A 23,957-nucleotide genomic window follows, 5' to 3' on the forward strand; every position below is an offset into this window, starting at 1 on the left:
GCCCCGCGCCCCCCACGCCACCGGCTACGCCGTGCACCCGTGGGCCGACGTGGTGCTGGCCGAGCCCGAGCACGACGCCGACGCCATGGGCCCCGCGGGACAACTGTGGTCCACCCCGCACGACCTGGCCCGCTGGGCGGCCTTCCTCGGCGGCGACACCGCAGGCGTGCTGTGCCCCGGCACCCTCGCCGAGATGCGCGAGCCGGCCGGCGTCGACGACGGCGACACCTGGACCGGCGGGTTCGGGCTCGGCCTGCAGCTGGCCAGGCCAGGCGCCCGCCGCCTGGCCGGCCACACCGGGTCGATGCCCGGCTTCCTGGCCACCGTGTGGGCCGACCCCGCGGGCGGCGTGGGGGTGCTGTTCATGGCCAACACCACCTCCGGGCTCAGCGGCAGGCTGGCGACCGACCTGCTGGACATCCTGGAGGAGTACGAACCGCGGCTGCCCGACGAATGGCGGCCGGTCGCCGCCGACCCGCGGCTGCTGGAGCTGACCGGGTTGTGGCACTGGGGGCCGAAACCGTACGCGCTGCGGCTGCTGCCCGAGCGCGGGCTGTCGCTGGAACCGGTCGGCGGCGGCGGGCGGGCCTCCCGGTTCGTGCCGCAGGACGACGGCACGTGGCTGGGCCTGGACGGCTACTACGCCGGGGAGACGCTGCGGGTGGCGCCCGACCACCTCGACCTCAACACCTTCATCTTCACCCGCGAACCGTACGACCCCGGGGCGCCGGTGCCGGGCGGCGTGACCGGCTGGCACGCCTGAGCGCGCGACCGGGTGGCCGTCTCCCCCGGCGGCCACCCGGCCACGGAGGGGCGGCGAGCGGCGGCAGGCACCCGGCCGCGCTCGCCGCGACCACCGGGCCGGAACCGAGCGCGGCCGGCGCCGCGGAAACGGCGTCATGGCCGTCCCCCGGCCCTTCGCCGCAGGTCAACCATGTTTGGCCCGGTCCTGGGCAGGTGGAGCGGAAACGATCCCCCCGGTTCACGGAGAGACCACCGCGCTGACGCGGGAGATCTCCCCGGCAGGAAGAGCTCGTCGAGTAGCGAGGACCGGCAACGATGCAGTCGAACAAAGACCTGGCGGCCAGCTCCGGCAGCCTGCTGGAGGCCGAACAGGCGTTCCAGGCGGTACGCGGGCGCCTGTTCGGGATCGCGTACCGCATGCTGGGCAGCGTGAGCGAGGCCGACGACCTGCTCCAGGAGGTGTGGATCCGCTGGCAGACGAGCGACCGGCGCAACGTGCGCAACGCCGAGGCGTTCCTCGCCACCACGACCACCCGGCTGGCCATCAACGTGCTGCGATCGGCGCGGGCACGCCGCGAGACCTACGTCGGCCCGTGGCTGCCCGAACCCGTCGACACCGCCGCCGACCCGGCGCTGGGCGCCGAACGCGCCGAGGCCCTGGAAGTCGCGGTGCTGATGCTGCTGGAGAGGCTCACGCCCACCGAACGCGCGTCGTACGTGCTGCGCGAGGCGTTCGACCACTCCTACGAGCGGATCGCCGAGATCATCGGGCACACCCCGGCGAACGTGCGCCAGCTGGTCAGCCGCGCGCGCAAGCACCTGGCCGCGGAGAAACGCGCCAGCGTCGCCGCCTCCGAGCAGCGGCGGCTGCTGACCGCGTTCGTGGCGGCCGCCCGGTCAGGGGAGATCGCCGGGCTTGAGGCACTCCTCGCCGAGGACGTCGTCTCCTACTCCGACGGCGGCGGCGCCGTGCGCGCGTCGAAGTTCCCGGTCGTCGGCCGCCGCCGCGTGGCCAGGTACGTGCACGCGTTCGCCGGCACGTTCTGGGACGGCGTGACGGTCGAGCCGGTCGAGGCCAACGGGCACGCCTCGGTCCGGCTGTCCCACGAAGGCAGGGTGGTCGCCGTCGTCACCGTGAGCGTCACCTCCGACGGCATCGACCGGGTGTTGTGGATGATGAACCCGTCGAAGCTCGCCGCGATGGCCGCATGAGGCCTGCCCCGGCGGGCGCCGGCGCGTCGTCACCCGCATCTCGATGGCCGCGCCGGCCTACCGGGGCGGCGCGGCGGGCTGATTCCCCCGGCCGCCGCCTATAGTGAGTCAGGTGGCTGACTCTAAGGGTTCGCGGGCCAGGACGGCGACCGCCAAACGGCAGCGGCTGACGGCCGCCGCCGCCCGGGTCGTGCACCAGCAGGGCGTCGAGCGCACCACCATCGCCGACATCGCCCGCGCCGCCGACGTCCCCGTGGGCAACGTCTACTACTACTTCAAGACCAAGGACGACCTCGTCGCGGCCGCCCTCAGCGAGCACGCCCACGGGCTGCAGACCCTCACCACCCGTCTCGACCGCCTCCCCGACCCCAGGCAGCGGCTCAAAGGCCTCGTCGCGGCCTGGGTCGGCGAGCGCGAGCTCGCCGCCCGCTACGGCTGCCCCACCGGCACCCTCGCCTCCGAGCTCGGCAAGCGCGACGAGGGCGGCCTCGCCGAGGAGGCCGGCAAGGTCATCCGGCTGCTGCTCGACTGGGCCGGACACCAGTTCCGCCAGCTCGGCCTGCCCGACCCCGACGGGCTCGCCCTGACGCTGGTGAGCGCCTACCAGGGCATGTCGCTGCTGGCCAACGCGCTGCGCGAGCCCGGTGTCATGACCCGCGAGGGCCGGCGCCTCACCGACTGGCTCGACTCCCTGCCCGACCCGCGGGATTGACCTGCCGGGACAGGCCTGCGGGCGCGGGTAGGGTCCGAGCGGGAAGGAGACCATGTGGTCACGCGCAGAGGGAACCGGATGAAACCCGTGTATACGGCCGTCGCCGTCCACGTGCCCGCGCCGCCGGAACGGGTGTTCGCGCTGATCACCGACTGGCCCAGGCACCGGGAGTGGATGTTCATGACCACCGCCCGCCAGGTGGGTGAGCACGCCGTCGAGGCCTACACCGGCGTGCGGCCGTTCGGCTTCCTCGACACGATGACGATCACCCGCTGGGAGCCTCCCACGCTGGTGATCATGAACCACACCGGGCGCATGGTGCGCGGCCGCGGCGCGATCCGGGTGCGGCCGCACGACGGCGGCAGCCGGGTCGTCTGGGCCGAGGAGCTGCGCCCGCCGTTCGGGCCGCTGGGCCGGGCCCTGTGGCCGCTGGCCCGCCCGCTCGTCCGCGCCCTCGCCCGTCACTCCCTGCGCAGGCTGGGCGCGCTGCTGCGCCGTACGCGCTGATCCCGCCTACTCGACGGTCCGTAAGATCTGCTCGATCGACGCCGTACGGGCGCGCAGCTCGGCCAGGTCCGCGGCCACCCGCTGCTGGGCGTCGAGGGTGTTCTCGGCCAGCTGCTCGAAACGGTGCACGAGCCACCGCAGGTCGTCGGCCTGGCCGGCGGCGGCCCTGGTCTTGCGGGAGTCGAACAGGCCCACGATGACCACGGCGATCAGGAAGCCGGCCACCAGCAGCACGGCGATGAGCAGGATCGCCACGGGCCACGAGATGTCCATCAGGAGTGCTCCTTGGGTCCTGGACCCCGGTCCGGGTCCGGCCTGGTGAGGGTCTTGGCCGCCTCGGCCAGCGCGGGCGCCGTCAGATGCAGGTCGAAACCGGTGACCTCGTAGTACTTCATGGCCTTGCCGTCCTCGGACAGCTCCAGAGTGCCGGTGATCAGGCCGGCGGCCTCCAGCCGGCGCAGGTGCATGTGCAGCAGCGGGCGGCTCACGCCGATCTCGCGGGCGAGATGGCTGACGTAGTCGCGCCCGCCGGCCAGGGTGGCGACGATGCGCAGCCGCAGCGGGTTGGCCAGCGCGGCCAGCATCTCCACGAGCTCGTCGCCGGTCGGCTCGGCCGCCGTCATGACATCCCATCCGTAAACATTTGGTTACAGGTGTAACCGTAGCGGGTTGATCGTCGTACGGGCAACGAGCGGCCCCGGTGGGAGCTGCGCGTACGCGGACCGAGCCGGCTCACGACTCCAGGAAGTGCAGCACGGCCAGCACCCGGCGGCTGTAGCCGGTCGTGTGTGACAGGCCGAGCTTGTCGAACAGCGAGTTTACGTGCTTCTCCACCGCGCTCTGCGACACGTGCAGCGCCTGCGCGATCGAGGCGTTGGTCAGCCCCTGCGCCATCCGCTCCAGCACCTCGCGCTCGCGCGCGGTGAGCCGGGCCAGGGGATCGACCTGGGTGGTGCGGGCCAGCAGCTGGCGCACCACCTCAGGGTCGAACGCCGCTCCCCCGGCCCCCACCCGCTCCAGCGCGTCCAGGAAGTCGCCGACCTGCGCCACCCGGTCCTTCAGCAGGTAGCCGACCCCTTCGACGTCCGCGCTCATCAGCTCGGCGGCGTACCTCTTCTCGACGTACTGCGACAGCACCAGCACCTTCACCGCCGGCCAGCGCGTCCTGATCTCCAGCGCGGCCCGCAGCCCCTCGTCGGTGTGGGTCGGCGGCATGCGCACGTCCACCACCGCGATGTCCGGCTCGTACGCCGCCACCGCCGACACCAGCGACTCGGCGTCGGCCACCGCCGCGGGAACCTCGTGGCCCTCCTCCAGCAGCAGCCGGACCAGGCCCTCGCGCAGCAGCGTGGAGTCCTCGGCCAGGATCACCCGCACGGCAGCACCGCCGTGATCGACGTCGGCCCGCCCGGCGGGCTGGTCAGCTCGAACGTGCCGTCCAGCGCCGCCACTCGCCTGGCCAGCCCGGACAGGCCGCCGCCCGCCAGGCTGGCACCGCCGCGGCCGTCGTCGCGCACCCGTACGACCACCCGGGCGTCCTCCTCGTGCACCTCGACCCTGATAAGCGTGGCGGCGGCGTGCTTGGCGGCGTTGGTCACCGCCTCGCTGACCACGAAGTAGGCCGCCGTCTCCACCGCCATCGGCGGCCGTCGCCGCAGCTCGCAGGCCACCTTGACGGGCACGTTGGACCGCTCGGCCACGCCCGCCAGCGCCTCGCCCAGCCCGAGGGAGTCCAGGCCGCTCGGATAGACCCGCCAGGCCACCTCGCGCAGCTCCGCGAGCGCCTCCTGCGCCTCCTGGTGCGCCTGCTCCAGCAGCTCGGTGCGGCCCCGCTTCGAGCGTCCGATCAGCATCGACAGCGCCACCAGCCGCTGCTGCAGTCCGTCGTGCAAGTCACGCTCGATCCTGCGCCGCTCGGAGTCGACGGCGGCCACGATGCCGGCCCGGCTCTCGGCCAGCTCGGCGATCCTGCGCTCCAGCGCTTCGGTACGGTCGGGGCCCAGCATCCGCACGATCAGCAGGCGCTCCAGCGCGTGCACCCCCACGACGCCCGACAGGTCGAGGAACAGCAGCACGGTCCCGGCCACGACGGTGTAGGCCAGCAGGGGCACCGACGGCAGCATGCCGTCGAACGGCTTGCCCTGTCCCCACAGCACGACGACGAGCACCGCCGCGCCCCCGCCGTACACGAGCAGCATGATCACCATCCCGCCCAGCAGCCCGAGCGGGACGCGCGCGGCGAGGTAGAGCGAGGCCCGCAGGTCGCTCTCCGTGAGCGCGGTGAGGCCGGCGGCGTCCAGGCGCAGGCGACGCGCTTCGAGCCGGGCCAGGCGCCGGGCGGCGGCGACGACGTTCGGGTTGGCCAGGAACGGCAGCGCCGCCAGCAGGAACACGAGCCCGCACAGCGCCGTCAGGGCCCCGAGCGTCACCGCGCCGAGCAGCCGCAGGCCCTCACCGGCCAGACGCATGCCTGCCCTTGCGCCGTTCGGCCAGCCGGACGCCGATGAAGACCACGATCGCCAGCACGACCAGGCCGATCACCACGTAGCTGCCGGCCCCCACGTACGTTTCCACGACCGACCACTGCTCGCCCAGGAGATAGCCGGCCATCACGAAGATCGTGTTCCAGATGAGGCTGCCGGCCGTGGTCAGCGCCGTGAACGTCGGCAGCGGCATACGCTCCACGCCCGCGGGGATGGAGATCAGGCTGCGGAAGACGGGGATCATCCGGCCGAAGAAGACGGTCTTGCGGCCGTGGCGCCCGAACCAGGCCTCGGTCTTCTCGATGTCGGACGTCTTCACCAGGGGCAGCTTGGCGGCCAGCGCCAGGGTGCGTTCGCGGCCCAGCGCCGCGCCCACCCCGTAGAGCGCCAGGGCCCCCAGCACCGAGCCGAGCGTCGTGCACACCAGCACTTCGACCAGGCCCAGTTCGCCCCTGCTCGCGGTGAAGCCCGACAGCGGCAGGATCACCTCGCTCGGCAGGGGCGGGAAGATGTTTTCCAGCGCGATCGCGAGGCCCGCCCCGGGCGCCCCGAGGCTCTCCATCAGTCCAACCAGCCAGTCAGTCATGGGATCAACGCTAGGCAAGATCGGACATGACGGTAATGCGGCAGGTGGCCGTCCCCGACTGTGGTAAACCACAGCCCTGACGTACCGTACACTGTACGGCCGTGAGCCCCTTGACGGATCTGGTACGACACGCGGCAGTCTTCCAACCCGGCGATCCCCCCAGGTCGGGGGTGGTCGCCTTTCTCGATCCGGACGGTGAGTCCACCATGACGGTGGCCGAGCAGAACGGCGGCGAGGTGCGCACCCAGCAGGTCGCGGCGACCGTCGTGCCGGTGAACGAAGCGGTGGCCACACTGGCCCGGGCCCGCACCGGCCCCGACGTCCACCCTGCCACACGATTCTGGGGCGCGGTGGCTCTCGTGGCGCTCCAGCTCGTCACGCGGGGGCGCGTGCTGCCGGGGGTGACGGCGGGCGAGCACGACTCCTGGCGCGCGGGGCCGCTGGACGCCGCCGACGTCCAGCGCGTACGCGACCTGGCCGATGCCATGCCCGCCACTGCCCGCGCCGTACCCCTGCGAAACCCGCGGGACGCCGGGATCAGGCTGCCCGACGCCGAGCCGCTCGTACGCGCCTTCCTGGACGCGGTCGCCGACACCATGCCGCGCTCCCCCGGCGCCGTCAGGGCCACCGGCACCACCGCGTACGCCGCCATGAAGCCGGTCAAGGTGCCGCACCTGCGCGGATGGGCCGAGGAGGTGTCGGCCGGGCTCGACGCCGGCGTGCGCCTGTCGCTGCGCCTGGAGGCCGGCGACCCGGACGGCGACCCGGACGGCGACCCGGACGGCGACCTCGCCGCCGCCGAGTTCCGCGCCGTCGTCCAGGTGCACAGCCTGGCCGACCCCTCGCTCGTCGTCGACGCCGCCGCCCTGTGGCAGGGCGGCGGCCACGGTCTCGGCGTCCGCGCCAGGATCGAGACCACCCTGGCCGTGCGCCGCGCCGCCCGCGCCTGGCCGCGCCTGGAACGCCTGCTCGACAGCGCCGTCCCCGACGAGCTCACCCTCTCCGACGGCGACGTCGAGGACCTGCTCGCCGCTGCCGCCGATCGCCTGGCTGCCATCGGCGTCGAGGTGCACTGGCCCAAGTCCCTCGTACGCGGCCTGAGCGCCCGCGCCGTCATCGGCGACCACGACAGCGCGCCCTCCGACATGCCGTCGTTCCTCGGCGGCCACCAGCTGACCAGCTTCGACTGGCAGCTCGCCCTCGGCGGCGAACGCCTGACACCCGCGGAGATGGACCGGCTCGCCGAGGCCCACCGCCCCGTCGTACGGCTGCGTGAGCAATGGGTGCTCGTCGACCCCGACCTGGCCCGCAAGGCCCGGCGGCGCGACCTCAAGCCCCTGACCGGGCTCGAGGCGCTCGGCGCCGCGCTGACCGGGACGGTCGAGCTCGACGGCGAGCAGATCGAGGCCGAGCCCACGACCTGGCTGCGCGAGCTGCGCGAACGCCTCACAGAGCCCGCCGACGCCGGCCCGCCGCCCGGGCTGGCCGCCACCCTGCGCGACTACCAGCTGGCCGGGCTGCGCTGGCTGGCCAGGATGACCTCCCTCGGCCTCGGCGGATGCCTGGCCGACGACATGGGCCTCGGCAAGACGATCACCGTGATCGCGCTCCACCTGCACCGCGCCGGCACCGGCCCGACGCTCGTGGTGTGCCCGGCCTCGCTGCTGGGCAACTGGGAGCGGGAGATCACCAAATTCGCGCCCGGCGTGCCCGTGCGCCGCTACCACGGCGCCGCCCGCACGCCCGCCGACGAGGGGTTCGTGCTGACCACGTACAGCACCATGCGGCTCGACGCGGCCCGGCTGGCCGAACACCCGTGGGGCCTGCTGGTGGCCGACGAGGCCCAGCACGTCAAGAACCCCGCATCCGGGACCGCCAGAGCGCTGCGCGAGATCCCCGCCGCCGCCCGCGTCGCGCTGACCGGCACGCCCGTGGAGAACAACCTGTCGGAGCTGTGGGCCATCCTCGACTGGACCACGCCGGGACTGCTCGGCCCGCTGAGCAGGTTCAGGGCGCGATGGGCCAAACCCGTCGAGTCCGGCGACCGTCGGGCGGCCGAACGCCTGGCGCGGCTGGTCGGCCCGTTCCTGCTGCGCCGCCGCAAGAGCGACCCCGGTATCGCGCCCGAGCTGCCGCCCAAGACCGAGACCGACCGTCCCGTCGCGCTCACCACCGAGCAGGCCGGCCTGTACGAAGCCGCCGTACGCGAGATCATGGCCCAGATCAGGGACGCCCAGGGCATGGCCAGGCGCGGCCTCATCGTCAAGCTGCTCACCGGGCTCAAGCAGATCTGCAACCACCCCGCCCACTACCTGCACGAGGCGGACCCGCGCCTGCCCGGCCGCTCCGGCAAGCTCGAACTGCTCGACGAGCTGGTCGACACCATCACGGCCGAGGACGGCGCGGTACTGGTCTTCACCCAGTACGTCGCCATGGCCCGCCTGCTGGAACGCCACCTCGCCGACCGGGGCGTGGTCACCCAGCTGCTGCACGGCGGCACCCCCGTCGCCCGCCGCGAGGAGATGGTCCGCCGCTTCCAGGACGGCGTGGCGCCGGTGTTCCTGCTGTCGCTCAAGGCGGCCGGCACCGGCCTCAACCTCACCCGCGCCGACCACGTCATCCACTACGACCGCTGGTGGAACCCCGCCGTCGAGGACCAGGCCACCGACCGCGCCTACCGCATCGGCCAGACCCGCCCCGTCCAGGTGCACCGCCTGATCACCGAGGGCACGATCGAGGACCGCATCGCCGGCATGCTCGCCGCAAAACGTACGCTCGCCGACGCCGTGCTCTCCTCCGGCGAGGCCGCCTTCACCGAACTGACCGACGCCGACCTCGCCGCCCTCGTGGAGCTGAGGTGAACGCCGCTCGCGGGTTCCCCGCCTTCGCCCCCCAGAGCGCCGGCGCCCGCTTCGCCACCTCCTGGTGGGGCCGCGCCTGGCTCAAGGCCATGGAGGACACCTCCCTCGACCACGGCCTGCTGCGCAAGGGCCGCGCGTACGCCAAGACCGGGCAGCTCGGCCCCATCACCGTCAGCCCCGGCCGCATCGCCGCCGTCGCCGAGAACGAATACGACACCGTCGTACGCGTCGAGCAGCTCACCGGCGCCGCATGGGAACGTTTCCTCGGCCAGGTGGCCGCCAAAGCCGGGCACATCGCCGCGCTCCTCGACCGCGACATGCCGCACGACCTGGTCGAGGCCGCCCAGGACGCCGCCGTGCCGCTGCTGCCCGCCGTCGGCGACCTGGAGCCCGAATGCTCCTGCCCCGACTGGGGCCACCCGTGCAAGCACGCCGCCGCCCTGTGCTACCAGGCCTCGTGGTTGCTGGACGCCGACCCGTTCGTGCTGCTGCTCATGCGCGGGCGCGGTCAGGACGAGCTGATCGAGGCGCTCCAGCAGCGCGACGCGCCCGCCCATGCGTCCGGCAGTGGGTCCGCCGGCGGGCCCGGGGGCGTGCCGGCCGCCGAGGCGTTCGCGCTCGGGACACCGCCGCTGCCCGGACCCCCGCCGGACGACGTCGCCTTCACCCCGCCCGCGCTGGAGCCCGGCCCCGGCCCCGGCGTCGACATCGACGTCGCCGCACTGGGCGTGCTGGCCGCCTCCGCCGCCTCCCGGGCGCGCGAGCTGCTGCTGCGCGGGCGGCTGCCCCGCCTCACCGAACACCAGGATTGCGTACGGCTGGCCGCCGAACACAACCTTGACCTGGGGCTCGAAGCCGCCGTCCAGGCCTGGAGGTACGGCGGCGCCGACGGCCTCGACGTGCTCGAAACCCCCTGGACGCCGCCCCGCCAGGACCTGGCCAGGGCACGGACCCTGCTGGAGGCGGGCTGGGAGGGCGCGGGTCCGCCGCGCGTCGAGGCGTGGCGCAACCGCTGGACGCTCGGCCCGCTGCAGCTGCGCTACGGGCGCGACGGGCGGTGGTACCCCTTCACCGAACGCGACGGCGGCTGGTGGCCCGCCGGCCCGCCGGAACGCGACCCGTCGGCCGCCGCCATGGCGCAGCCGCAGCGGGCCGCCACCCACGACGGTGTCAGGACCGAGGAGTCTTCGCCCGCCCCGACGTCCTTCACGGGAGCGGAGGACGGTCCGTCGCGCCACCGAAGCGACTGAACCGGTGGCGCGGACCGGAGAAGCGGCCGGCCGCCGGAGTGGGCGCGTCCCCGTCCGGCGACAGGCCCTCTGGCAGGGGCCTGCTACGTGTCGGTGCTCCGGGTCACGCGGGGGATTCCGGCTCGGGAGCGTAGAAGGCGGTGGTGGCGGTCACAGTGGCGGCGGCCTGGTCGGCCGGGGCGCCCGCGGCCTTGAACGCCTCCCCCCACGCTTGGCAGCTCGCGATGATGTAGCTCCGGCCCTCGGCGGTCAGGTGGAAGGTCTCCTCGTCCACCTGCACGCCGCCCGACAGGTGCAGGCCGAGACCCAGCAGCGCCAGGTCCCAGCCCACGCCGGTCGCGCCGGGCCCGTACTGCGACCACATCTCGGCCGGCACCTCGGCGGTGTGCTCGAGCTCGAACAGGGTGCCGCCGTCCTCGGCCGACAGGCGCACCTCGACCTCGGAGAAGCCGGGGTCGGGGCCGAACAGCCAGGTGACCCTGAGCAGGCGCGGCGGCTCGCAGCGCAGGATCTCGCCGCCGGCGTTGCCCTTGAGCTGGTACGTGCCCCCCACCCGGAAGTCCCCGGTGACCGGCAGGAACCAGCGGCTCAGCCGCTCGGCGTCGGTGCAGGCCTCCCAGACGTCCTCCACGCCCGCGTCGTAGTGGCGCCGCAGCGCGACGGTCTTGCGCTCGCCGTTGACCACCTCGCGGTGGGCTCGGTTGAGTTCGTCGATGAAAGTCATCAAGCGTCCTTCTTGTCGTCTTTGATGCGGCGCTCGCGCTTGCCCCGCGCCAGCTCGGTGGCCAGCGCGTCGAGCCGCTGGTTCCAGAAGCCGCGAAATCGTTCCAGCCAGAGGTCGACCTCCTGCAGCGGCCCGGGCTCGACGGCGTAGAGCCGCCGGGTGCCCTGGGCGCGCACGCTGGCGAACCCGTTGTCGCGCAGCACCCGCAGGTGCTGGGAGACGGCCGGCTGGGAGATGCCGAACTCCTGCTGGATGACCGCGGTCACCTCGCCGGAGCTGCGCTCGCCCTCGGCGAGCAGTTCCAGGATCCGGCGTCGCACCGGATCGCCGAGGACGTCGAATGCGTGCACGCCACCCATTATTTCAGGCTCCGCTTATATAAGTCAACACGGGGATAATCAGTCGTCCAGCCCGCGCGCGCTGAGCGCCTCCCCCAGCGCGTCGGCGTGCCGCAGCGAGCTCACCACCAGCGGCACGGCGAAAGCGCGCAGGCTGCGCTCGACCCCTCTGGCCCGCTGTGCCTCCCGGACGCGCACGGCCAGCGCCGCGATGACGGGCACGCTGCGTACGGTCAGCGACAGCAGCAACGACAGCCGGAACGGGTCGAGCCCGACCAGCCTCGCCGGCCGCAGGCACCGTTCCAGCGCCGCCATCATGGCCGACGTGCGGGTGGTCAGCGTGACCAGCCCCGCCAGCGCCACGGCCAGCAGCACCCGCAGCGTCGTGACCGCCGCCCCCTCCAGTCCGACGAACACCCACTGCAGCCCGAACAGCGCCACCACGAAATAGCGCACCGGCCGCACCTGCGCCCACGCCGCCGCCGGCCCCACCCGCGACACCACGTAGAGCCCGGCCACGGCGGCCGCCGCCCCGCCCAGCGCCGCCGGCGAGGGCAGCAGCACCAGCACCGTGCAGGCCACGGCCAGCCCCGCCAGCTTCGCCCCGGCCGGCAGGCGGTGCAGCGGCGACGACCCCGGCACGTAGGCGCCGGTCAGGCCGTTCACGCCATCATCTTCCTGTAGTGGCCGATGGCCTCCTCCGGGCTGCCGTCGGCCACGATCCGGCCCTGGTCGAGCACCAGCACCCGGTCGAAGTCCGCCAGCAGCGGCAGGTCGTGGCTGACCGCCACCACCTGCTGCGGCAGCCCGCGCAGCACCTCGGCGACCTGACGGGAATGGCGCAGGTCCAGCAGCGTGGTCGGCTCGTCCATCACCAGGATGTCCGGCTGCAGCACCATCACCGAGCACAGGGCGAGCAACTGCTTCTGGCCGCCCGACAGATGGTGCGCGGGATGGTCGGCGTGCCCGGCCAGCCCGTACGCGGCCAGCGCCTCGTGCACCCGCCGCGCCACCTCCTCACGCTCCAGGCCCTTGCGGCGCAGGGAGAAGGCGACGTCCTCGGCCACCGTCGGCATCACGATCTGCGCGTCGGGATCGGTGAACAGGAATCCGACCCCGCGCCGGATCTTCGCGGCGTGCCGGCGGGTGTCGAGTCCGAGCACGGTGACGCTGCCCGAGGTGGGCAGAGCCAGGCCATTGATCAGCCGGGCCAGCGTGCTCTTGCCCGAGCCGTTGGCGCCGACCACGCCGACGCGCCGCTCGGGAAGGCGGGCGGTGACGCCGCGCAGCACGTCACGGCCGCCCAGCCGGACGTGCACGTCCGCGAATCCGATCACCTCACACCACCTCGAACAGCGCGGCCACGCCCAGGCCACCGCCGACCGCGGCCGTCGCCAGGCCGAGCGTGCCCGGCGGGGCGCCGGCGCGGACGAGCCGGGTGAACAGCCTGGCCACCACGACCGCCCCCGTGGCGCCCCACGGATGCCCCAGCGCCAGCGCGCCCCCGTCGGGGCACACCCGCTCCCCGTCGGCCCCGAGCGGGTCGAGCCCGAGCGCGTCGGTGACGGCCAGCACCTGCGCCGCGAACGCCTCCACGATCTCCACCGCCGCCACCCGTTCCATCTCGACCCCCGCACGCGCGAGCACCCGCCGCACGGCGGGCACCGGCCCCCACCCGGGCAACCCGGGATCGCACCCGACGACGGACCCGGCCACCAGCCGCATCCCCGGCAGGCCGGCGCGCAGGTGGTCGGGCACGATGGCCACGGCCGCCGCGCCATCGCTCACCGGGGACGCGTTGCCGGCCGTCACTGTACCCCCGGCGGCGAACGCCGCGGGCAGCCGGGCCAGCGACGACGCCCGCAGCGGCCGCGGCCGCTGATCGTCGGCCCGCCCGCCGACCGGCACGATCTCCTCCTCGAACCGCCCCGCCTCGCGGGCGGCCAGCGCCGCCGCGTGGCTACGGCAGGCGTAGGCGTCCTGGCGCTCCCTGCTGACGCCGCACGAGGCCGCCAGCGCCTCCGCGGCCGGACCCATGTCCGGGTCGGGGTGGCCGCCGGGGGTGAAAGGCGCCCTGGCGTACGGCTCCGCCTCCCCCCGGCGGGTACGCAGCGGCGCGGTCGACGCGCTCTCGACGCCTCCGGCGATCACCAGGTCCATCTCCCCGGCGCGCACCGCCTGGGCGGCGAGCAGGATCGCGGCCAGGCCGCTGCCGCACTGCCGGTCGACCGTGACCCCCGGCACCGCGTGCCCGAGGCCGGCGGCCAGCGCGGACACCCGCGCCACGTTGCCGCCAGGGCCCATGCAGTTGCCCAGCACCACGTCGCCCACCAGCCGCCCGGCCCCGTCGCCCATCCTGTCGCCCGCCCTGTCGCCCGCCACGTCCGCCACCACCGCGGCGATCACGGGGGCGGCCAGCCGGTCGACGGTCAGCTCCTTGTACGCGTGCCCGGCCGTGCCGATGGGCGTGCGCCGGGCCGCCACCACGACGGCCATCAGACCAGCCGCCGGATGCCGGGGTCGCCGCCGGCCAGCCGGGCCGCCACCAGGGCGCGGGCGGGTTTGCCCGACTGCGTGCGCGGCAGGCTCGGCACCGCGTACCAGCGGCGCGGCCGCTGCGCCGCGTCCAGCCCGCCCCTGGCCATCGCCTCCAGCAGCGCCCGCGAGGGAGGCGAGGCGCCCTCCGCCTCGAGAATCGCCGTGACCACCGAGCCCAGCGACGGGTGCGGCGAGCCGACCACCACGACGTCGCCCACACCCGGCACCGTCCTGAGCACCTCTTCGACGTCCTCGGCCACGACGGTCGCGCCGCCGGTCTGGATCGCGCCGCCACCCCGGCCGCGCAGCCGCAGCACCTCACCCTCCCGGTACGGCCACGCCACGTCGCCCACACTGGCCCAGCCGCCCGCGTCGCGCCGCAACGGGCCGGGCACGTCGCCCAGATAGCCGTCGGCCAGCCACGGCGAGCGCACCCACACCTCGCCCAGCGCTGCCCCAGGCTCGGCCCTGACCTCGATCTCCACGCCGGGGAACGGGCGCAGCCCGCCTCCGCCGGCGTCGACGGCCACGAACGACAGCTCGGTCGCGCCGTAGTAGGCCACCACGTTCACCCCGGCCTCGGCCGCGGCCGCCCGCGCCCCCGGGGCGAGGGCCGCGCCGCCGACCACGGCCGTGCGCAGCGCCCCGGACTGGCGCCGACGGCGCAGGACGTCGCCCAGCAGGTGCGGCACCAGATGCACGACGGTGGCCGACGCCGCCCGGGCGGCCAGCGCCCTGCCGGGGCGGCGGCCGGGCACGACGGCGGTCGCGCCGACGGCCAGCGCGTGCACCGCGGCGAAGGCGTACAGGCTGGAGGTCAGCGGCCCCGGCACCAGGACCGCGTCGCCGGCGCCGATCCCGGCCAGGTCGCTGAGGTGCGCGAACGAGTCCGTCCACGACGCGCGGCGGCGTACCACGGCACGCGGCCGGCCCGTACTGCCGGAGCTGAAGCAGGCCCACGCCCGGTCGTCAGGGGCCGCGTCCGGGGTCACGGCCGGGCCGGGCGCGGTCGGGAGCGGCCCGGCGACCAGGAGGTCGGGCGTGACCGCGCCGGTGACGCGCGCCCAGCGCTCGCGCCCCCAGGCGGGGTCGCCCACCAGCGGCGTGGCGCCGGCGAGGTCGGCGGCGAGCACGGCGGTCAGCAGCGCGGCCGGACCGGCCAGCCCCATCCCGACCAGCGTGCCCGGGCCGATCCCCCGGCCGCGCAGGTGCCGGGCGGCGCCCTGGATGTTCGCGGCGAGCTCGGCGTAGGAGAGCTCGCCGTCCTGGCCGCACACCGCCGGCCGCGCAGGACGCTCGGCGGCGTGCCGCAGCACGTGTTCTGCTACCGGCATCGCGGGATCAACGCTCCCCGGTACGCAGGCGCTCGCGGTGCACGGCGGGCACCGCGTCGGGGTAGGACACCTGCACGCCCCTGGCGACGTAGGCCGTCACGACCGCCTTGATGAGGTCGCCGGGCAGGAACCCGAGCGTGAGCAGCGCCGCCGCGCCCAGCGACGCGCCGGTGACCATCGCCTGCACGGGAATCCCGACCAGGTAGACCACGCCGACGCCGCCCACCAGGCTCGCCACGAGGAGCTGGAACCAGCCCGGCCGGCGGCCGGCCCGCTCGACCAGCCAGCCGGTCACCGCCGCGCCGGGCAGCCAGCCCAGCAGGAATCCCGCCGACGGCGCGGTGAACACGCCCAGCCCGCCGCGCCCGCCCGCCAGGAGCGGCAGTCCCGCCGCGACCAGCACGAGCAGCACGGCGACGGCCAGCGCCGCCCGCCAGGAGCCGAGGATCGCGCCAGCCAGCATCACGCCCGCGGTCTGCAGGGTGATCGGGACCGCGTTGCCGAAGAGGCTCAACGAGCCCGGCAACCCGAGCGCGGCGATCAGCGCGGCGAACACGGCCACTCTCGCCAGGTCGCCCGTGGGGAACCTGTGCTGCTTCCCTTCATCCTTCATGGGGTCGATCTCACACCAGAACGGCACGCTTCACTCATGGAGGTATCCCACAACATTCGACTCGATCATCTGCCACCGGGATACGAGGCGCCGGCCGGAACGCTGTCCCGGTCCACGCGGATCAGCCCTGCGGCGGGCTCTCCACTTCCGTGTGGTGCGCGGGCTGTTCCGGCCGGGGCACGGCTCTCAGCAGGGAACGCAGCAGGTGCCCGGCGGTGCCGGCGGACACCTGACTAGGCGTGTTCATGAGCTGGGCGGCGAGCCCGTCGACGAACGTGTGCAGGAGAGCCGCCCAGAGCTCGACCTCGGCATCGGGGTGCGGGGCCGTGGCCTGGCCCGGGTCGCGGACCGGCTCGTGCCCGCGCAGGGCGGCGATGCACTGGCGGTGCAGCGCCCGCTGGTCGTTCCACGAGACCGAGCCCTCTTCCTGGGGGTGGAGACGCTCCCATTCGACGATCGCCGACCACAACGCGTATTCCTCGCGCCGCTCGTCGTCGAGCGGCAGCATCTCCTCCACGATGGTGGCGACCTGCTCGACCACCGATCCTCCGGTGCGGGGCCGCTGGGCGCGTGGGAGGACCCGCCGGCGGAGGGTGTCGGCGGTGGCCTGGACGACGTAGGCCTGCAGCGCGTGCTGGTTGCTGAAGTAGTGCCGCAGGGACCCGGTGGACCAGCCTGCTTCGGCGGCGACGCCGCGGACGGTCACGCCGGCCAGCCCTTCGCGCAGGATGATCCGGATGGCCGCCTCCCCGAGCTCGGCCCGTCGCCGGTCGTGATCAACGAGTCTTGGCACGTCCACATGCTAGTACGCGCGTGCTAACACGCCCGTGCTAGCATGTTGACACGGGCGTGTTACTAAGACTCGTTGACTCCCCCTAGGAGAAGGCTTTGTCGATCCAGACGATCGCGGCGGTGCTGGGGCTGGCCCTGCTCGACACGCTGAGCCCCGCGCTGATCGGGATCACGCTCTATCTGCTGCTGTCCCGGCCGCACCGCATGGGCGCGCTGCTGGGCACGTATCTCGCGACGGTCGCGATCGCGTACTTCACCCTGGGCGTGCTGCTCATGCTCGGCCTGGGCGCCGTCGTGCCCCGCGTCGACGACACCGTGTGGACCTGGGGGCAGGCCGCCTTCGGCGCGGCCCTCGTGGTGGGCAGCTACTTCATCCCCGACCGGGACCCCCACCGCGCATCCCCCAAGGCACGGTCCTTCACCATGCGCTCGATGCTGCTGCTGGGGCTGGGGACCTGGCTGTTCGAGTTCGCCACCGCCGTCCCCTACTTCGGCGCGATCGGCATCATGACCCTCGCCGGCCTGCCCGCCGCCCAGTGGTCGCCGCTCCTCGGCGCCTACGTGACCATCATGGTGATCCCCGGCGTCCTGCTCTTCGCCGCATGGGCCGCCCTCGGCGAGCGGACGCGTGACCGGTTCGAACGCTGGCAGGGCAGGCTCGACTCCGGATCCCGCACCACATTGCGCTGGATCGTCGGGATAGCGGGAGTCCTCATCCTGCTGGACGCGGCACCCGACCAGATCACCATCACGGCGGGTCCGTGACGATCCGCGGCGGCCGCACCTGACAGGCCCGCAACCCCCGGCCGCCGGTGCTCGTCACCGACGCGTGGGAGTCGCCGCCGGCCGCCCTCTCTGCCCCCTGATCAGGGGGCAGACCCCGCGAGCCCCGGCCGGCGTCCGCCACGCCGGATCTTGATGTCGCGCATGTCGGTCACCCCGATCTTCAGGATCTCGTACGGGTGCCCGTGCGCCTCCAGCGCGGCCATCGCGCCCAGAGCCGCCTCGTCCTCGCCGTCGTCCGGCCCGGCGGGCACCTGGCAGCGGAACGTGAACGCCGTGACGCTCTGGTCGTGGGTGAACGTGCCGGCCTCGGTGAAGACGGTGCCGCTCGCCGCCAGCACCCTGGCCCGGCCGGCGTCGTCCAACCCTGCGAACTTGCCCCTGATCGTCACCCTGAACATGGTCGTTCCTCTCGTACGGCATAGGTGAGAACCCGCTCGCCTAGCACGCTCTCCACGGTGTCGAGCAGCTCCAGCACCCGCTCGGCGATCACCTCCGGCCGCTCCCCCGCGGTGGCGCGGCGGGCGATGTCGCCCAGGACCAGCGCGTGCAGCGACCCGATGTGCCAGGCCATCACGCGCGGCAGCGGGTCATCCGGGGCCGCGCCGGTCTCCTCGGACAGGGCGGCGGCGAGCGTGTCCGTCATCCGGCGGCCCAGACCCTCGAGCCGGGCGGTCAGCGTGGGGGCGGCCAGCATCATCTCCAGGACCCGCCCGAACCCCGGGCTGAGGCCCACCTGGCGCTCGCGCCCGCGCACCTCCTGGCGCAGCCGCCCCAGCACGGCCCCCGCCGCCGACTCGCCCGGCTCGCGCGCCCGCACGATGTCGGCGAGCCGCTGCGGCGACGCCTCGTCCGGCGGCAGGACGAGGTCCTCCTTGGACTCGAAGTAGTTGTAGACGGTGTTGACCGACACCTCGGCGGCCGCGGCGACCTCGGCGATGGTCACGTCGTCGAAGCCGCGCGCCACGAACAGGCCGAGGGCCGCCTCGGAGATGCGCTGCCTGGTCCGCCGCTTCTTCCGCTCCCGCAGCCCTTCCGCCATAAATAGGAATCTACTGCAAAAGTTGAGTCCGCTGCAAATTTGCAGTGGACTCAACTGCCGGCAGGGTCCGGGAAGGCGCAGCGGGAGCCGCGGCACAAGAGATTCCACCCGCCCGCCGGCGTCGGCGGTGCGGGGTCATTTTCTGGGGAGGAGACCGCGCTGGAAGGCGGCGGCCACCGCCGCCGCCCGGTCGTTGACGCCCAGCTTGGCGTAGATGTGCAGCAGGTGCGTCTTGACCGTGGCCTCGCTGATGAACAGGCGGGCGGCCGCCTCCCGGTTGGTGGTGCCCTGGGCGATCAGGTCGAGGATCTCCAGCTCCCGCCCGCTCAGCGGGTCGGCGGGGGCGCGTACCTGGCCGAGCAGGCGGGTGGCCACCGACGGGGAGAGCGCGGCCTCCCCGCGCGCCGCCGCGGCGACCGCGCGCGCCAGTTCCTCCCTCAGCGCGTCCTTGAGGAGGTAGCCGGTCGCGCCCGCCTCGATCGCGGGCAGCACGTCGCTGTCGGTGTCGTACGTGGTCAGCACCAGCACCCGCGCCTTGAGCCCCAGCCGGGCGAGCTCCCTGATGGCCGTCACCCCGTCCATCCTGGGCATCCGCAGGTCCATGAGGATCACGTCGGGGTCGAGTGCCCGCGCCAGGTCGACGGCCTGGGCGCCGTCGCCGGCCTCGGCGACCACCTCGAAACCGGGATCGCCGGCGAACATGCCGCGGATGCCGTCGCGGACGATGGGGTGGTCGTCGGCTATCAGCAGCCGGACGGGGCTCTCAGGCACTCCTCGACTCCTCAGGGGTGGTGGTCGGCGCGGTGATGGCGGGGACGACGGCGGAGACGGCGGTGCCGGCCCCGGGCTCGGACTCGATCTCGAAGGCGCCCGCCAGGCGGGTCACCCGGTCGCGCATCGACGCCAGGCCGAAGCCGCCGCCGTCGAGCGCGCGCGCCGGGTCGAAGCCCGCGCCGTCGTCGCGGACGTCGAGGCTGACCACGTCCTCCATGTAGGACAGCGTGAGCCCGGCCCGCGACGCCCCGGCGTGCTTGGCGATGTTGGCCAGCGCCTCCTGGGCGATGCGGAGCAGGGTCGCCTCCACCTCCGGATGCAGGGGACGCGCCGTGCCGGTCGTGGCGACCTCCACGCGCACGGCGTTCAGCTCCGACCACCGGGCGGCGATCTCCGCGAGCGCCGCCGGCAGCGGGGCGGACTCCAGCGGGCCCGGCTGGACGGCGTGCACGGATCTGCGGGCCTCGGCCAGGCTCTCGCGGGCCAGCCCCACGGCGTGGTCGAGGTGCCGCCGCCACGCCTGCGGGTCGGCCTCGGTCTGCACGGCTGCCTGGAGCTGGGTGATGATGCCGGTCAGGCCCTGGGCGAGCGTGTCGTGGATCTCCCTGGCCATGCGCTGGCGCTCGTCGAGCACGCCGGCCTCGCGGGCCTGCAGGAGGAGCTGGGCGTGCAGGCCCGCGTTCTCCCGCATCGCCTCCTCCAGCCGCGTCACCATACGTTTGCGTTCGGCGCTGCGCTCGGCCGTGACCTCGCCGACGAAGCTGAACAGGCTGACCACGGCCACGATCGCGGCGGTGAAGAGCACGTGGGTGGCGATCGCGGACAGGGTGGGCTCGGGCAACCCTCCGCTGTAGGCCGTGATGGAGATGGCCGCCGTGGCCGCCACCCCGGCGAACCTCCACTTCCCCTTCAGCAGGTGCCAGGAATGGAGGTATCCGGTGAAGGCGAAGAAACTGCCGAACCACAATCCACGCGAGCAGAGCACCGCGATCAGGATCACCAGGCCCGTGACATAGACGACCGGATGGCGCTCGGGCATGAGCCAGATCCACGCCGCGGCGAGCGCGGCGAGGCCGAGCGTGACGAGATGGTACGTTCCCGGCCGGTCGTCGGCCAGCCACGACAGCGCCATGGAGATGGCCAGCAGGACGTACGGGACGGCGGTGAGCAGCCGCTGCAGCAGCCGCTCCCACTGATCCAGACGGGGGATGTCCCCTGTCGTCATCGCTCACTCCCAGCGGAAGAACCTGGCCGCGGCGAGGCTGACGATCACCGCGTACGCGGCCATGACGCCCAGCAGCGGCGGGTCCGGCGACAGCCCCGCCCAGACGTCATGAAGGGCCTGCCGGAAAGCGCCCAGAGGGGTGAAGGCGCCGATGCGCGCCAGGATATCCGGCATCTGGTCAACCGGCTGCATGAGCCCGGCGAGGTAGGCCAGCGGGAAGTACAGCAGCACGCCCACCCCGTTGGCGGTGCGCCCGTTCGCCGCCACGGCCGCGATCAGCAGGCCGATGGCGAACATCGCGGCCGTGCCGAGCAGGAACACCGCGGCGACAGGCAGCGCCTGGGAGGGCAGGTGCGCGCCCAGGACGGCGCCCGCGACCGCGATCAGCAGCGCGCAGGCGGTCAGCGCCAGCACGAGCTGCAGGATGAGCTGCACCGCCAGCATGCTCCCCGGCCGGACCGGGGTGGTGGACAGCCGGCGCAGGATCCCCCGTTCGCGGTAGGTGGCCAGGGTGGTCGGCAGCTGGTACAGGCCGACGAGGCCCACGGCGATCGCCAGCGTCATCGGCAGGAGCACCGTGTCGCCGGGTGGGATCGAGCTGCCGAAGACGACGAGGATGAACAGCGGGATGAGGATCGTGAAGATCGAGCCGGGCTCGCGGGCCAGCAGCTTGAGCTCGACGGTGGTGAGCTTGGTGATGACGGTCATGGGGGCCTGCCTCACAGGTGGAACGAGCGGCCGGTCAGGGCGGTGAACGCGTCGTCGAGCGTGCGCTTGTCGATGCGCAGGTCCGCGACCGGGATGAGGTCGCGGGCCAGGGCCGAGGTGACGGCCGTGGCGAAGTCGCCCCGGCCCGTCACGCTCACCCGGTCGCCGTCGCGGGTCACGCCCGAGATGCCGGGAAGGCCGCTCAGCAGCGCGATCGGGTCGCTGGCGTCGCCGGCCATCAGCGTGAACCGCATCTGGTGCTCGGCGTCGACCCCGTCGATCAGCTCCGCCGGGCTGCCGGTCGCGACGATGCCGCCCCGGTCGAAGACCGCGACGCGGTCGCAGAGCTCCTCCACCTCGTCCATGAAGTGACTCACCAGAACCACGGTGACGCCCGACGCCCGCACCTGCTTGATCAGCTCCCAGGTGGCGCGGCGGGCCTGCGGGTCGAGCCCGCTGGTCAGCTCGTCGAGGAACGCCACCTTCGGATTGCCCACCAGGGCCAGGGCGATGAACAGCCGCTGCTTCTGGCCGCCCGACAGCTTGCCGAAGCGGGCGCCGCGCTTGCCGGCCAGCCCCCATTGCTCCAGCAGCTCGCGCCAGTCACGCGGCTCGGCGTAGAAGGAGGCGTACAGGTCGAGCGCCTCCCACACCTTGATGTTCTCGGGCAGCTGGGTGTGCTGGAGCTGCACCCCGATGCGCTCGCGCAGCGCGCGGCCGTCGCCGATCGGGTCGAGCCCGAGCACCCGGATCGTGCCGCCGTCGGGCCGCCGCAGACCCTCCACGCACTCGACGGTGGTGGTCTTGCCGGTGCCGTTGGGGCCGAGCAGGCCGAAGATCTCGCCCTGCTCGACGGAGAAGGAGACGCCGTCCAGAACCGTGTGGTCGCCGTACCTCTTGGTGAGGCCGGCGACGTCGATGACTGCCATGCGTCCATCATGGTTTCGCAGCTCACGGCGGGGATCGACCCGCCGGCCATGCTCGGCGGCGGATCGGGCTGAGCGCGGAATCCACCGATCGGTGGATGGCGCGCCCAGCCCAGGCCTGATCGCGGCGCCCGCGGCAGTCGGCGCGGCCGCCGCGAGGCGGCGTCAGCCGAGCTTGTTCCAGAAGGAGCACTGGTGGTCGGCGGCGTAGCCGACGGGCCGGACGGCGTCCGGCACCAGGCCGAGGACCGGCCCCTGCCCGGTGAACCGGGCCCAGCGCGGCGAACCCTTCCCGTTGGGGTCGCCGCTGCGGGCGAAGGCGGTCCAGTAATCGACCATCTGCGCGCCGAGCCGCTGCTGCGGCGGGGTCGGGAGGGCGTACACGCCGTTCAGGTCGAACAAGGACGGCAGGTCGCTGGCGTGGGCCGCGCCCGGGGGAAGGCCGGGGACGTCGATGCCGTTGACGTTCGGCGCGTCGCGGTCACCGAACTCGTAGGCGTAGACGTCGGTGTGGCGGGCGAGCAGCCGGTCGGCCTCCAGAGTGGGGCAGGCCCAGGATCGGTCGGTGTTCACCGCCGCCCAGGCCATCGCCGGCGAGTCGTACGCGGAGAGCGGGTAGCGGGCCTGCACCTCGCCGGCCCTGTCGCCGAACGCCGTGCGCAGCAGCTCGGGGTAGCGCTCGGCGGTGAACTTCTGGCCGGCCATGGCGGCGCCGCCGATGAAGGCGCGCATCTCGTCGCGGGTGCCGCCGGAGATCACCGGCACGCGCTGGAACGTCCCCTTCCGCAGCGCCTCGGCCGGGTTCCTGGGCAGCAGCGGCGTGCCGTACGTGAGGTGGTCGCTGAACTTGGTCATGTGCGGCAGGAAGGCCGCGACGGGCAGCTTGCGCAGGCAGTCGAGGGTCTCGCGGGCCGAGCCCTTGTCGCACTTCAGGGTCCGGGCGAGCGCGGCGCCGTCCTTCTTCGTCGTCGCCAGGGACGTGTACGGGGTGTGCGCGGGAGAGCTGGGGAAAAGCCCTCCTTCCGCCCAGTCGATCATGCACGAGCCGGAGGAGACGATCGCCTTGTCGAACAGGCCGGCCGAGGCGGGGGTGGTCAGCAGCCCGCACGTGCTCATGCCGCCGGCGGACTGGCCGAAGACGGTGACGTTGCCCGGGTCGCCGCCGAGCGCCGCGGCGTTACGGCGCGTCCAGCGCAGCGCGGCGATCTGGTCCGCCATCCCGAACGTGCCCGAGCCCGTCAGCTCTTCGTGCCCGAAGTAGCCGAGCGCGCCGAGCCGGTAGTTCACCGTCACGACCATCACGTTGCCCTGGGTGGCGAGGCGCTGGGCGTCGTACTGGCTGCCGGCGCCGCTGGTGAACCCGCCGCCGTGGATCCAGACCATCACCGGGAGCGGCTTGCCGCCGGAGTGGCGCGGCATGGTGACGTTGACGTACAGGCAGTCCTCGGCGGTCGGCGGCACGCCGGGCATCTTGGCCTGGGGGCACGCGGCGCCGGGCCTGGTGGCGTCGGCGACGCCGCTCCACGGCCGCACGGGCTTGGGGAGGGCCCAGCGCAGGCGGCCGACCGGCGGCTGCGCGTAACGGATGCCGGAGAACGTCCGGACCGCGCCCTTGTCGACGCCGCGGACGCGCCCGGACTTCAGGCGCACGACCGGCGAGCCGGTCGCCTGAGCCGACGCCGACGCGGTCGGCTTCGGCTCGGCGGTGGGCGGGCCGGTGGTCTGTGTGGGGGCTGCCGCGCCCAGCGTGAGCAGGAACGCGGCAGGGTACACCAGGCGGTGCACGGATTTCATGAAGGATGTCT

General features: G+C 73.8%; 27 protein-coding genes. 7 read left to right on the forward strand and 20 right to left on the reverse strand.

Features of this window, described 5'->3' with window-relative positions:
- The 4 genes from E1292_RS11420 to E1292_RS11435 form a co-directional block, all read left to right on the forward strand.
- Window positions 1–763, forward strand: a 763-nt coding sequence (locus E1292_RS11420) for a serine hydrolase domain-containing protein (protein ID WP_132594839.1), incomplete at its 5' end; no start/stop codon positions are given.
- Between the two features lie 296 nt (window positions 764–1,059).
- Window positions 1,060–1,956: an RNA polymerase sigma-70 factor gene (locus tag E1292_RS11425; protein ID WP_132594841.1), complete on the forward strand. Its 897-nt coding sequence runs from the start codon at window positions 1,060–1,062 to the stop codon at window positions 1,954–1,956.
- 112 nt (window positions 1,957–2,068) lie between these two features.
- Complete coding sequence (locus tag E1292_RS11430; RefSeq protein WP_220446770.1) at window positions 2,069–2,668, forward strand: TetR/AcrR family transcriptional regulator; 600 nt, start codon at window positions 2,069–2,071, stop codon at window positions 2,666–2,668.
- Between the two features lie 78 nt (window positions 2,669–2,746).
- Window positions 2,747–3,175: an SRPBCC family protein gene (locus tag E1292_RS11435; protein WP_132594845.1), complete on the forward strand. Its 429-nt coding sequence runs from the start codon at window positions 2,747–2,749 to the stop codon at window positions 3,173–3,175.
- 6 nt (window positions 3,176–3,181) lie between these two features.
- Here the strand turns inward: E1292_RS11435 and E1292_RS11440 are convergent, their stop codons facing one another.
- The 5 genes from E1292_RS11440 to E1292_RS11460 all read right to left on the reverse strand — a co-directional run bounded on the left by E1292_RS11440 (window position 3,182) and on the right by E1292_RS11460 (window position 6,244).
- A complete protein-coding gene (locus E1292_RS11440; protein ID WP_132594847.1) occupies window positions 3,182–3,448 on the reverse strand; it encodes a hypothetical protein in 267 nt (88 codons plus the stop codon).
- The gene (locus E1292_RS11445; protein ID WP_132594849.1) at window positions 3,448–3,798 is read right to left on the reverse strand and encodes an ArsR/SmtB family transcription factor; all 351 of its coding nucleotides are present in this window, start codon (window positions 3,796–3,798) and stop codon (window positions 3,448–3,450) included. The genes E1292_RS11440 and E1292_RS11445 overlap by 1 nt, the downstream gene beginning before the upstream one ends.
- Window positions 3,799–3,907: 109 nt before the next feature.
- A complete protein-coding gene (locus E1292_RS11450; RefSeq protein ID WP_132594851.1) occupies window positions 3,908–4,552 on the reverse strand; it encodes a response regulator in 645 nt (214 codons plus the stop codon).
- Window positions 4,543–5,643: a sensor histidine kinase gene (locus E1292_RS11455; protein WP_132594853.1), complete on the reverse strand. Its 1,101-nt coding sequence runs from the start codon at window positions 5,641–5,643 to the stop codon at window positions 4,543–4,545. Before E1292_RS11455 ends, E1292_RS11450 begins: the two co-directional genes overlap by 10 nt.
- Window positions 5,627–6,244: a DedA family protein gene (locus tag E1292_RS11460; RefSeq protein WP_132594855.1), complete on the reverse strand. Its 618-nt coding sequence runs from the start codon at window positions 6,242–6,244 to the stop codon at window positions 5,627–5,629. Before E1292_RS11460 ends, E1292_RS11455 begins: the two co-directional genes overlap by 17 nt.
- Window positions 6,245–6,345: 101 nt before the next feature.
- Here E1292_RS11460 and E1292_RS11465 point away from each other — a divergent pair, with 101 nt between their 5' ends.
- On the forward strand, window positions 6,346–9,105 hold the full coding sequence (locus tag E1292_RS11465) for an SCO1167/SCO6262 family helicase (protein WP_246090058.1): 2,760 nt from the start codon (window positions 6,346–6,348) through the stop codon (window positions 9,103–9,105).
- Window positions 9,102–10,355, forward strand: a complete 1,254-nt coding sequence (locus E1292_RS11470; protein WP_246090059.1) for an SWIM zinc finger family protein — start codon at window positions 9,102–9,104, stop codon at window positions 10,353–10,355. Before E1292_RS11465 ends, E1292_RS11470 begins: the two co-directional genes overlap by 4 nt.
- Before the next feature lie 103 nt (window positions 10,356–10,458).
- Here E1292_RS11470 and E1292_RS11475 read toward each other — a convergent pair whose 3' ends face one another.
- The 8 genes from E1292_RS11475 to E1292_RS11510 form a co-directional block, all read right to left on the reverse strand.
- A complete protein-coding gene (locus E1292_RS11475) occupies window positions 10,459–11,079 on the reverse strand; it encodes an SRPBCC family protein (protein ID WP_132594857.1) in 621 nt (206 codons plus the stop codon).
- Window positions 11,079–11,429, reverse strand: a complete 351-nt coding sequence (locus E1292_RS11480; RefSeq protein ID WP_220446771.1) for an ArsR/SmtB family transcription factor — start codon at window positions 11,427–11,429, stop codon at window positions 11,079–11,081. The genes E1292_RS11475 and E1292_RS11480 overlap by 1 nt, the downstream gene beginning before the upstream one ends.
- 48 nt (window positions 11,430–11,477) lie before the next feature.
- Entirely contained in the window at window positions 11,478–12,083 is a 606-nt protein-coding gene (locus E1292_RS11485) for an energy-coupling factor transporter transmembrane component T family protein (protein WP_132594861.1), read from the reverse strand.
- Entirely contained in the window at window positions 12,080–12,754 is a 675-nt protein-coding gene (locus E1292_RS11490; RefSeq protein WP_132594863.1) for an energy-coupling factor ABC transporter ATP-binding protein, read from the reverse strand. Before E1292_RS11490 ends, E1292_RS11485 begins: the two co-directional genes overlap by 4 nt.
- Window position 12,755: 1 nt before the next feature.
- Window positions 12,756–13,913 (reverse strand): thiolase family protein, encoded by a 1,158-nt coding sequence (locus tag E1292_RS11495; protein WP_132594865.1) that lies wholly within the window; start codon window positions 13,911–13,913, stop codon window positions 12,756–12,758.
- The gene (locus tag E1292_RS11500; RefSeq protein ID WP_132594867.1) at window positions 13,913–15,289 is read right to left on the reverse strand and encodes an AMP-binding protein; all 1,377 of its coding nucleotides are present in this window, start codon (window positions 15,287–15,289) and stop codon (window positions 13,913–13,915) included. Before E1292_RS11500 ends, E1292_RS11495 begins: the two co-directional genes overlap by 1 nt.
- A 7-nt stretch (window positions 15,290–15,296) precedes the next feature.
- Window positions 15,297–15,902: a biotin transporter BioY gene (locus E1292_RS11505; RefSeq protein WP_132594869.1), complete on the reverse strand. Its 606-nt coding sequence runs from the start codon at window positions 15,900–15,902 to the stop codon at window positions 15,297–15,299.
- 121 nt (window positions 15,903–16,023) lie between these two features.
- A complete protein-coding gene (locus E1292_RS11510) occupies window positions 16,024–16,695 on the reverse strand; it encodes a TetR/AcrR family transcriptional regulator (RefSeq protein ID WP_165974483.1) in 672 nt (223 codons plus the stop codon).
- Window positions 16,696–16,790: 95 nt separating this feature from the next.
- On the opposite strand from E1292_RS11510, the gene E1292_RS11515 reads away from it, so the two are divergent.
- Window positions 16,791–17,459, forward strand: a complete 669-nt coding sequence (locus E1292_RS11515; RefSeq protein WP_132594873.1) for a GAP family protein — start codon at window positions 16,791–16,793, stop codon at window positions 17,457–17,459.
- Between the two features lie 101 nt (window positions 17,460–17,560).
- Here the strand turns inward: E1292_RS11515 and E1292_RS11520 are convergent, their stop codons facing one another.
- The 7 genes from E1292_RS11520 to E1292_RS11550 all read right to left on the reverse strand — a co-directional run bounded on the left by E1292_RS11520 (window position 17,561) and on the right by E1292_RS11550 (window position 23,946).
- Entirely contained in the window at window positions 17,561–17,878 is a 318-nt protein-coding gene (locus E1292_RS11520) for a DUF6204 family protein (protein ID WP_132594875.1), read from the reverse strand.
- A complete protein-coding gene (locus E1292_RS11525) occupies window positions 17,866–18,519 on the reverse strand; it encodes a TetR/AcrR family transcriptional regulator (RefSeq protein ID WP_132594877.1) in 654 nt (217 codons plus the stop codon). Before E1292_RS11525 ends, E1292_RS11520 begins: the two co-directional genes overlap by 13 nt.
- 135 nt (window positions 18,520–18,654) lie before the next feature.
- Window positions 18,655–19,290, reverse strand: a complete 636-nt coding sequence (locus E1292_RS11530) for a response regulator transcription factor (protein WP_132594879.1) — start codon at window positions 19,288–19,290, stop codon at window positions 18,655–18,657.
- Window positions 19,283–20,518 carry a sensor histidine kinase gene (locus E1292_RS11535; protein WP_132594881.1) on the reverse strand — a complete coding sequence of 412 codons (1,236 nt, stop codon included), beginning with the start codon at window positions 20,516–20,518 and terminating at the stop codon, window positions 19,283–19,285. Before E1292_RS11535 ends, E1292_RS11530 begins: the two co-directional genes overlap by 8 nt.
- Before the next feature lie 3 nt (window positions 20,519–20,521).
- Window positions 20,522–21,226, reverse strand: a complete 705-nt coding sequence (locus E1292_RS11540) for an ABC transporter permease (RefSeq protein WP_181958212.1) — start codon at window positions 21,224–21,226, stop codon at window positions 20,522–20,524.
- Window positions 21,227–21,237: 11 nt separating this feature from the next.
- On the reverse strand, window positions 21,238–22,155 hold the full coding sequence (locus E1292_RS11545; protein WP_132594883.1) for an ABC transporter ATP-binding protein: 918 nt from the start codon (window positions 22,153–22,155) through the stop codon (window positions 21,238–21,240).
- Window positions 22,156–22,317: 162 nt separating this feature from the next.
- Window positions 22,318–23,946: a carboxylesterase/lipase family protein gene (locus E1292_RS11550; protein WP_132594885.1), complete on the reverse strand. Its 1,629-nt coding sequence runs from the start codon at window positions 23,944–23,946 to the stop codon at window positions 22,318–22,320.
- Window positions 23,947–23,957: the final 11 nt, after the last annotated feature.

This window comes from Nonomuraea deserti (assembly GCF_004348685.1).
GTDB classification, from domain to species: Bacteria; Actinomycetota; Actinomycetes; order Streptosporangiales; family Streptosporangiaceae; genus Nonomuraea; species Nonomuraea deserti.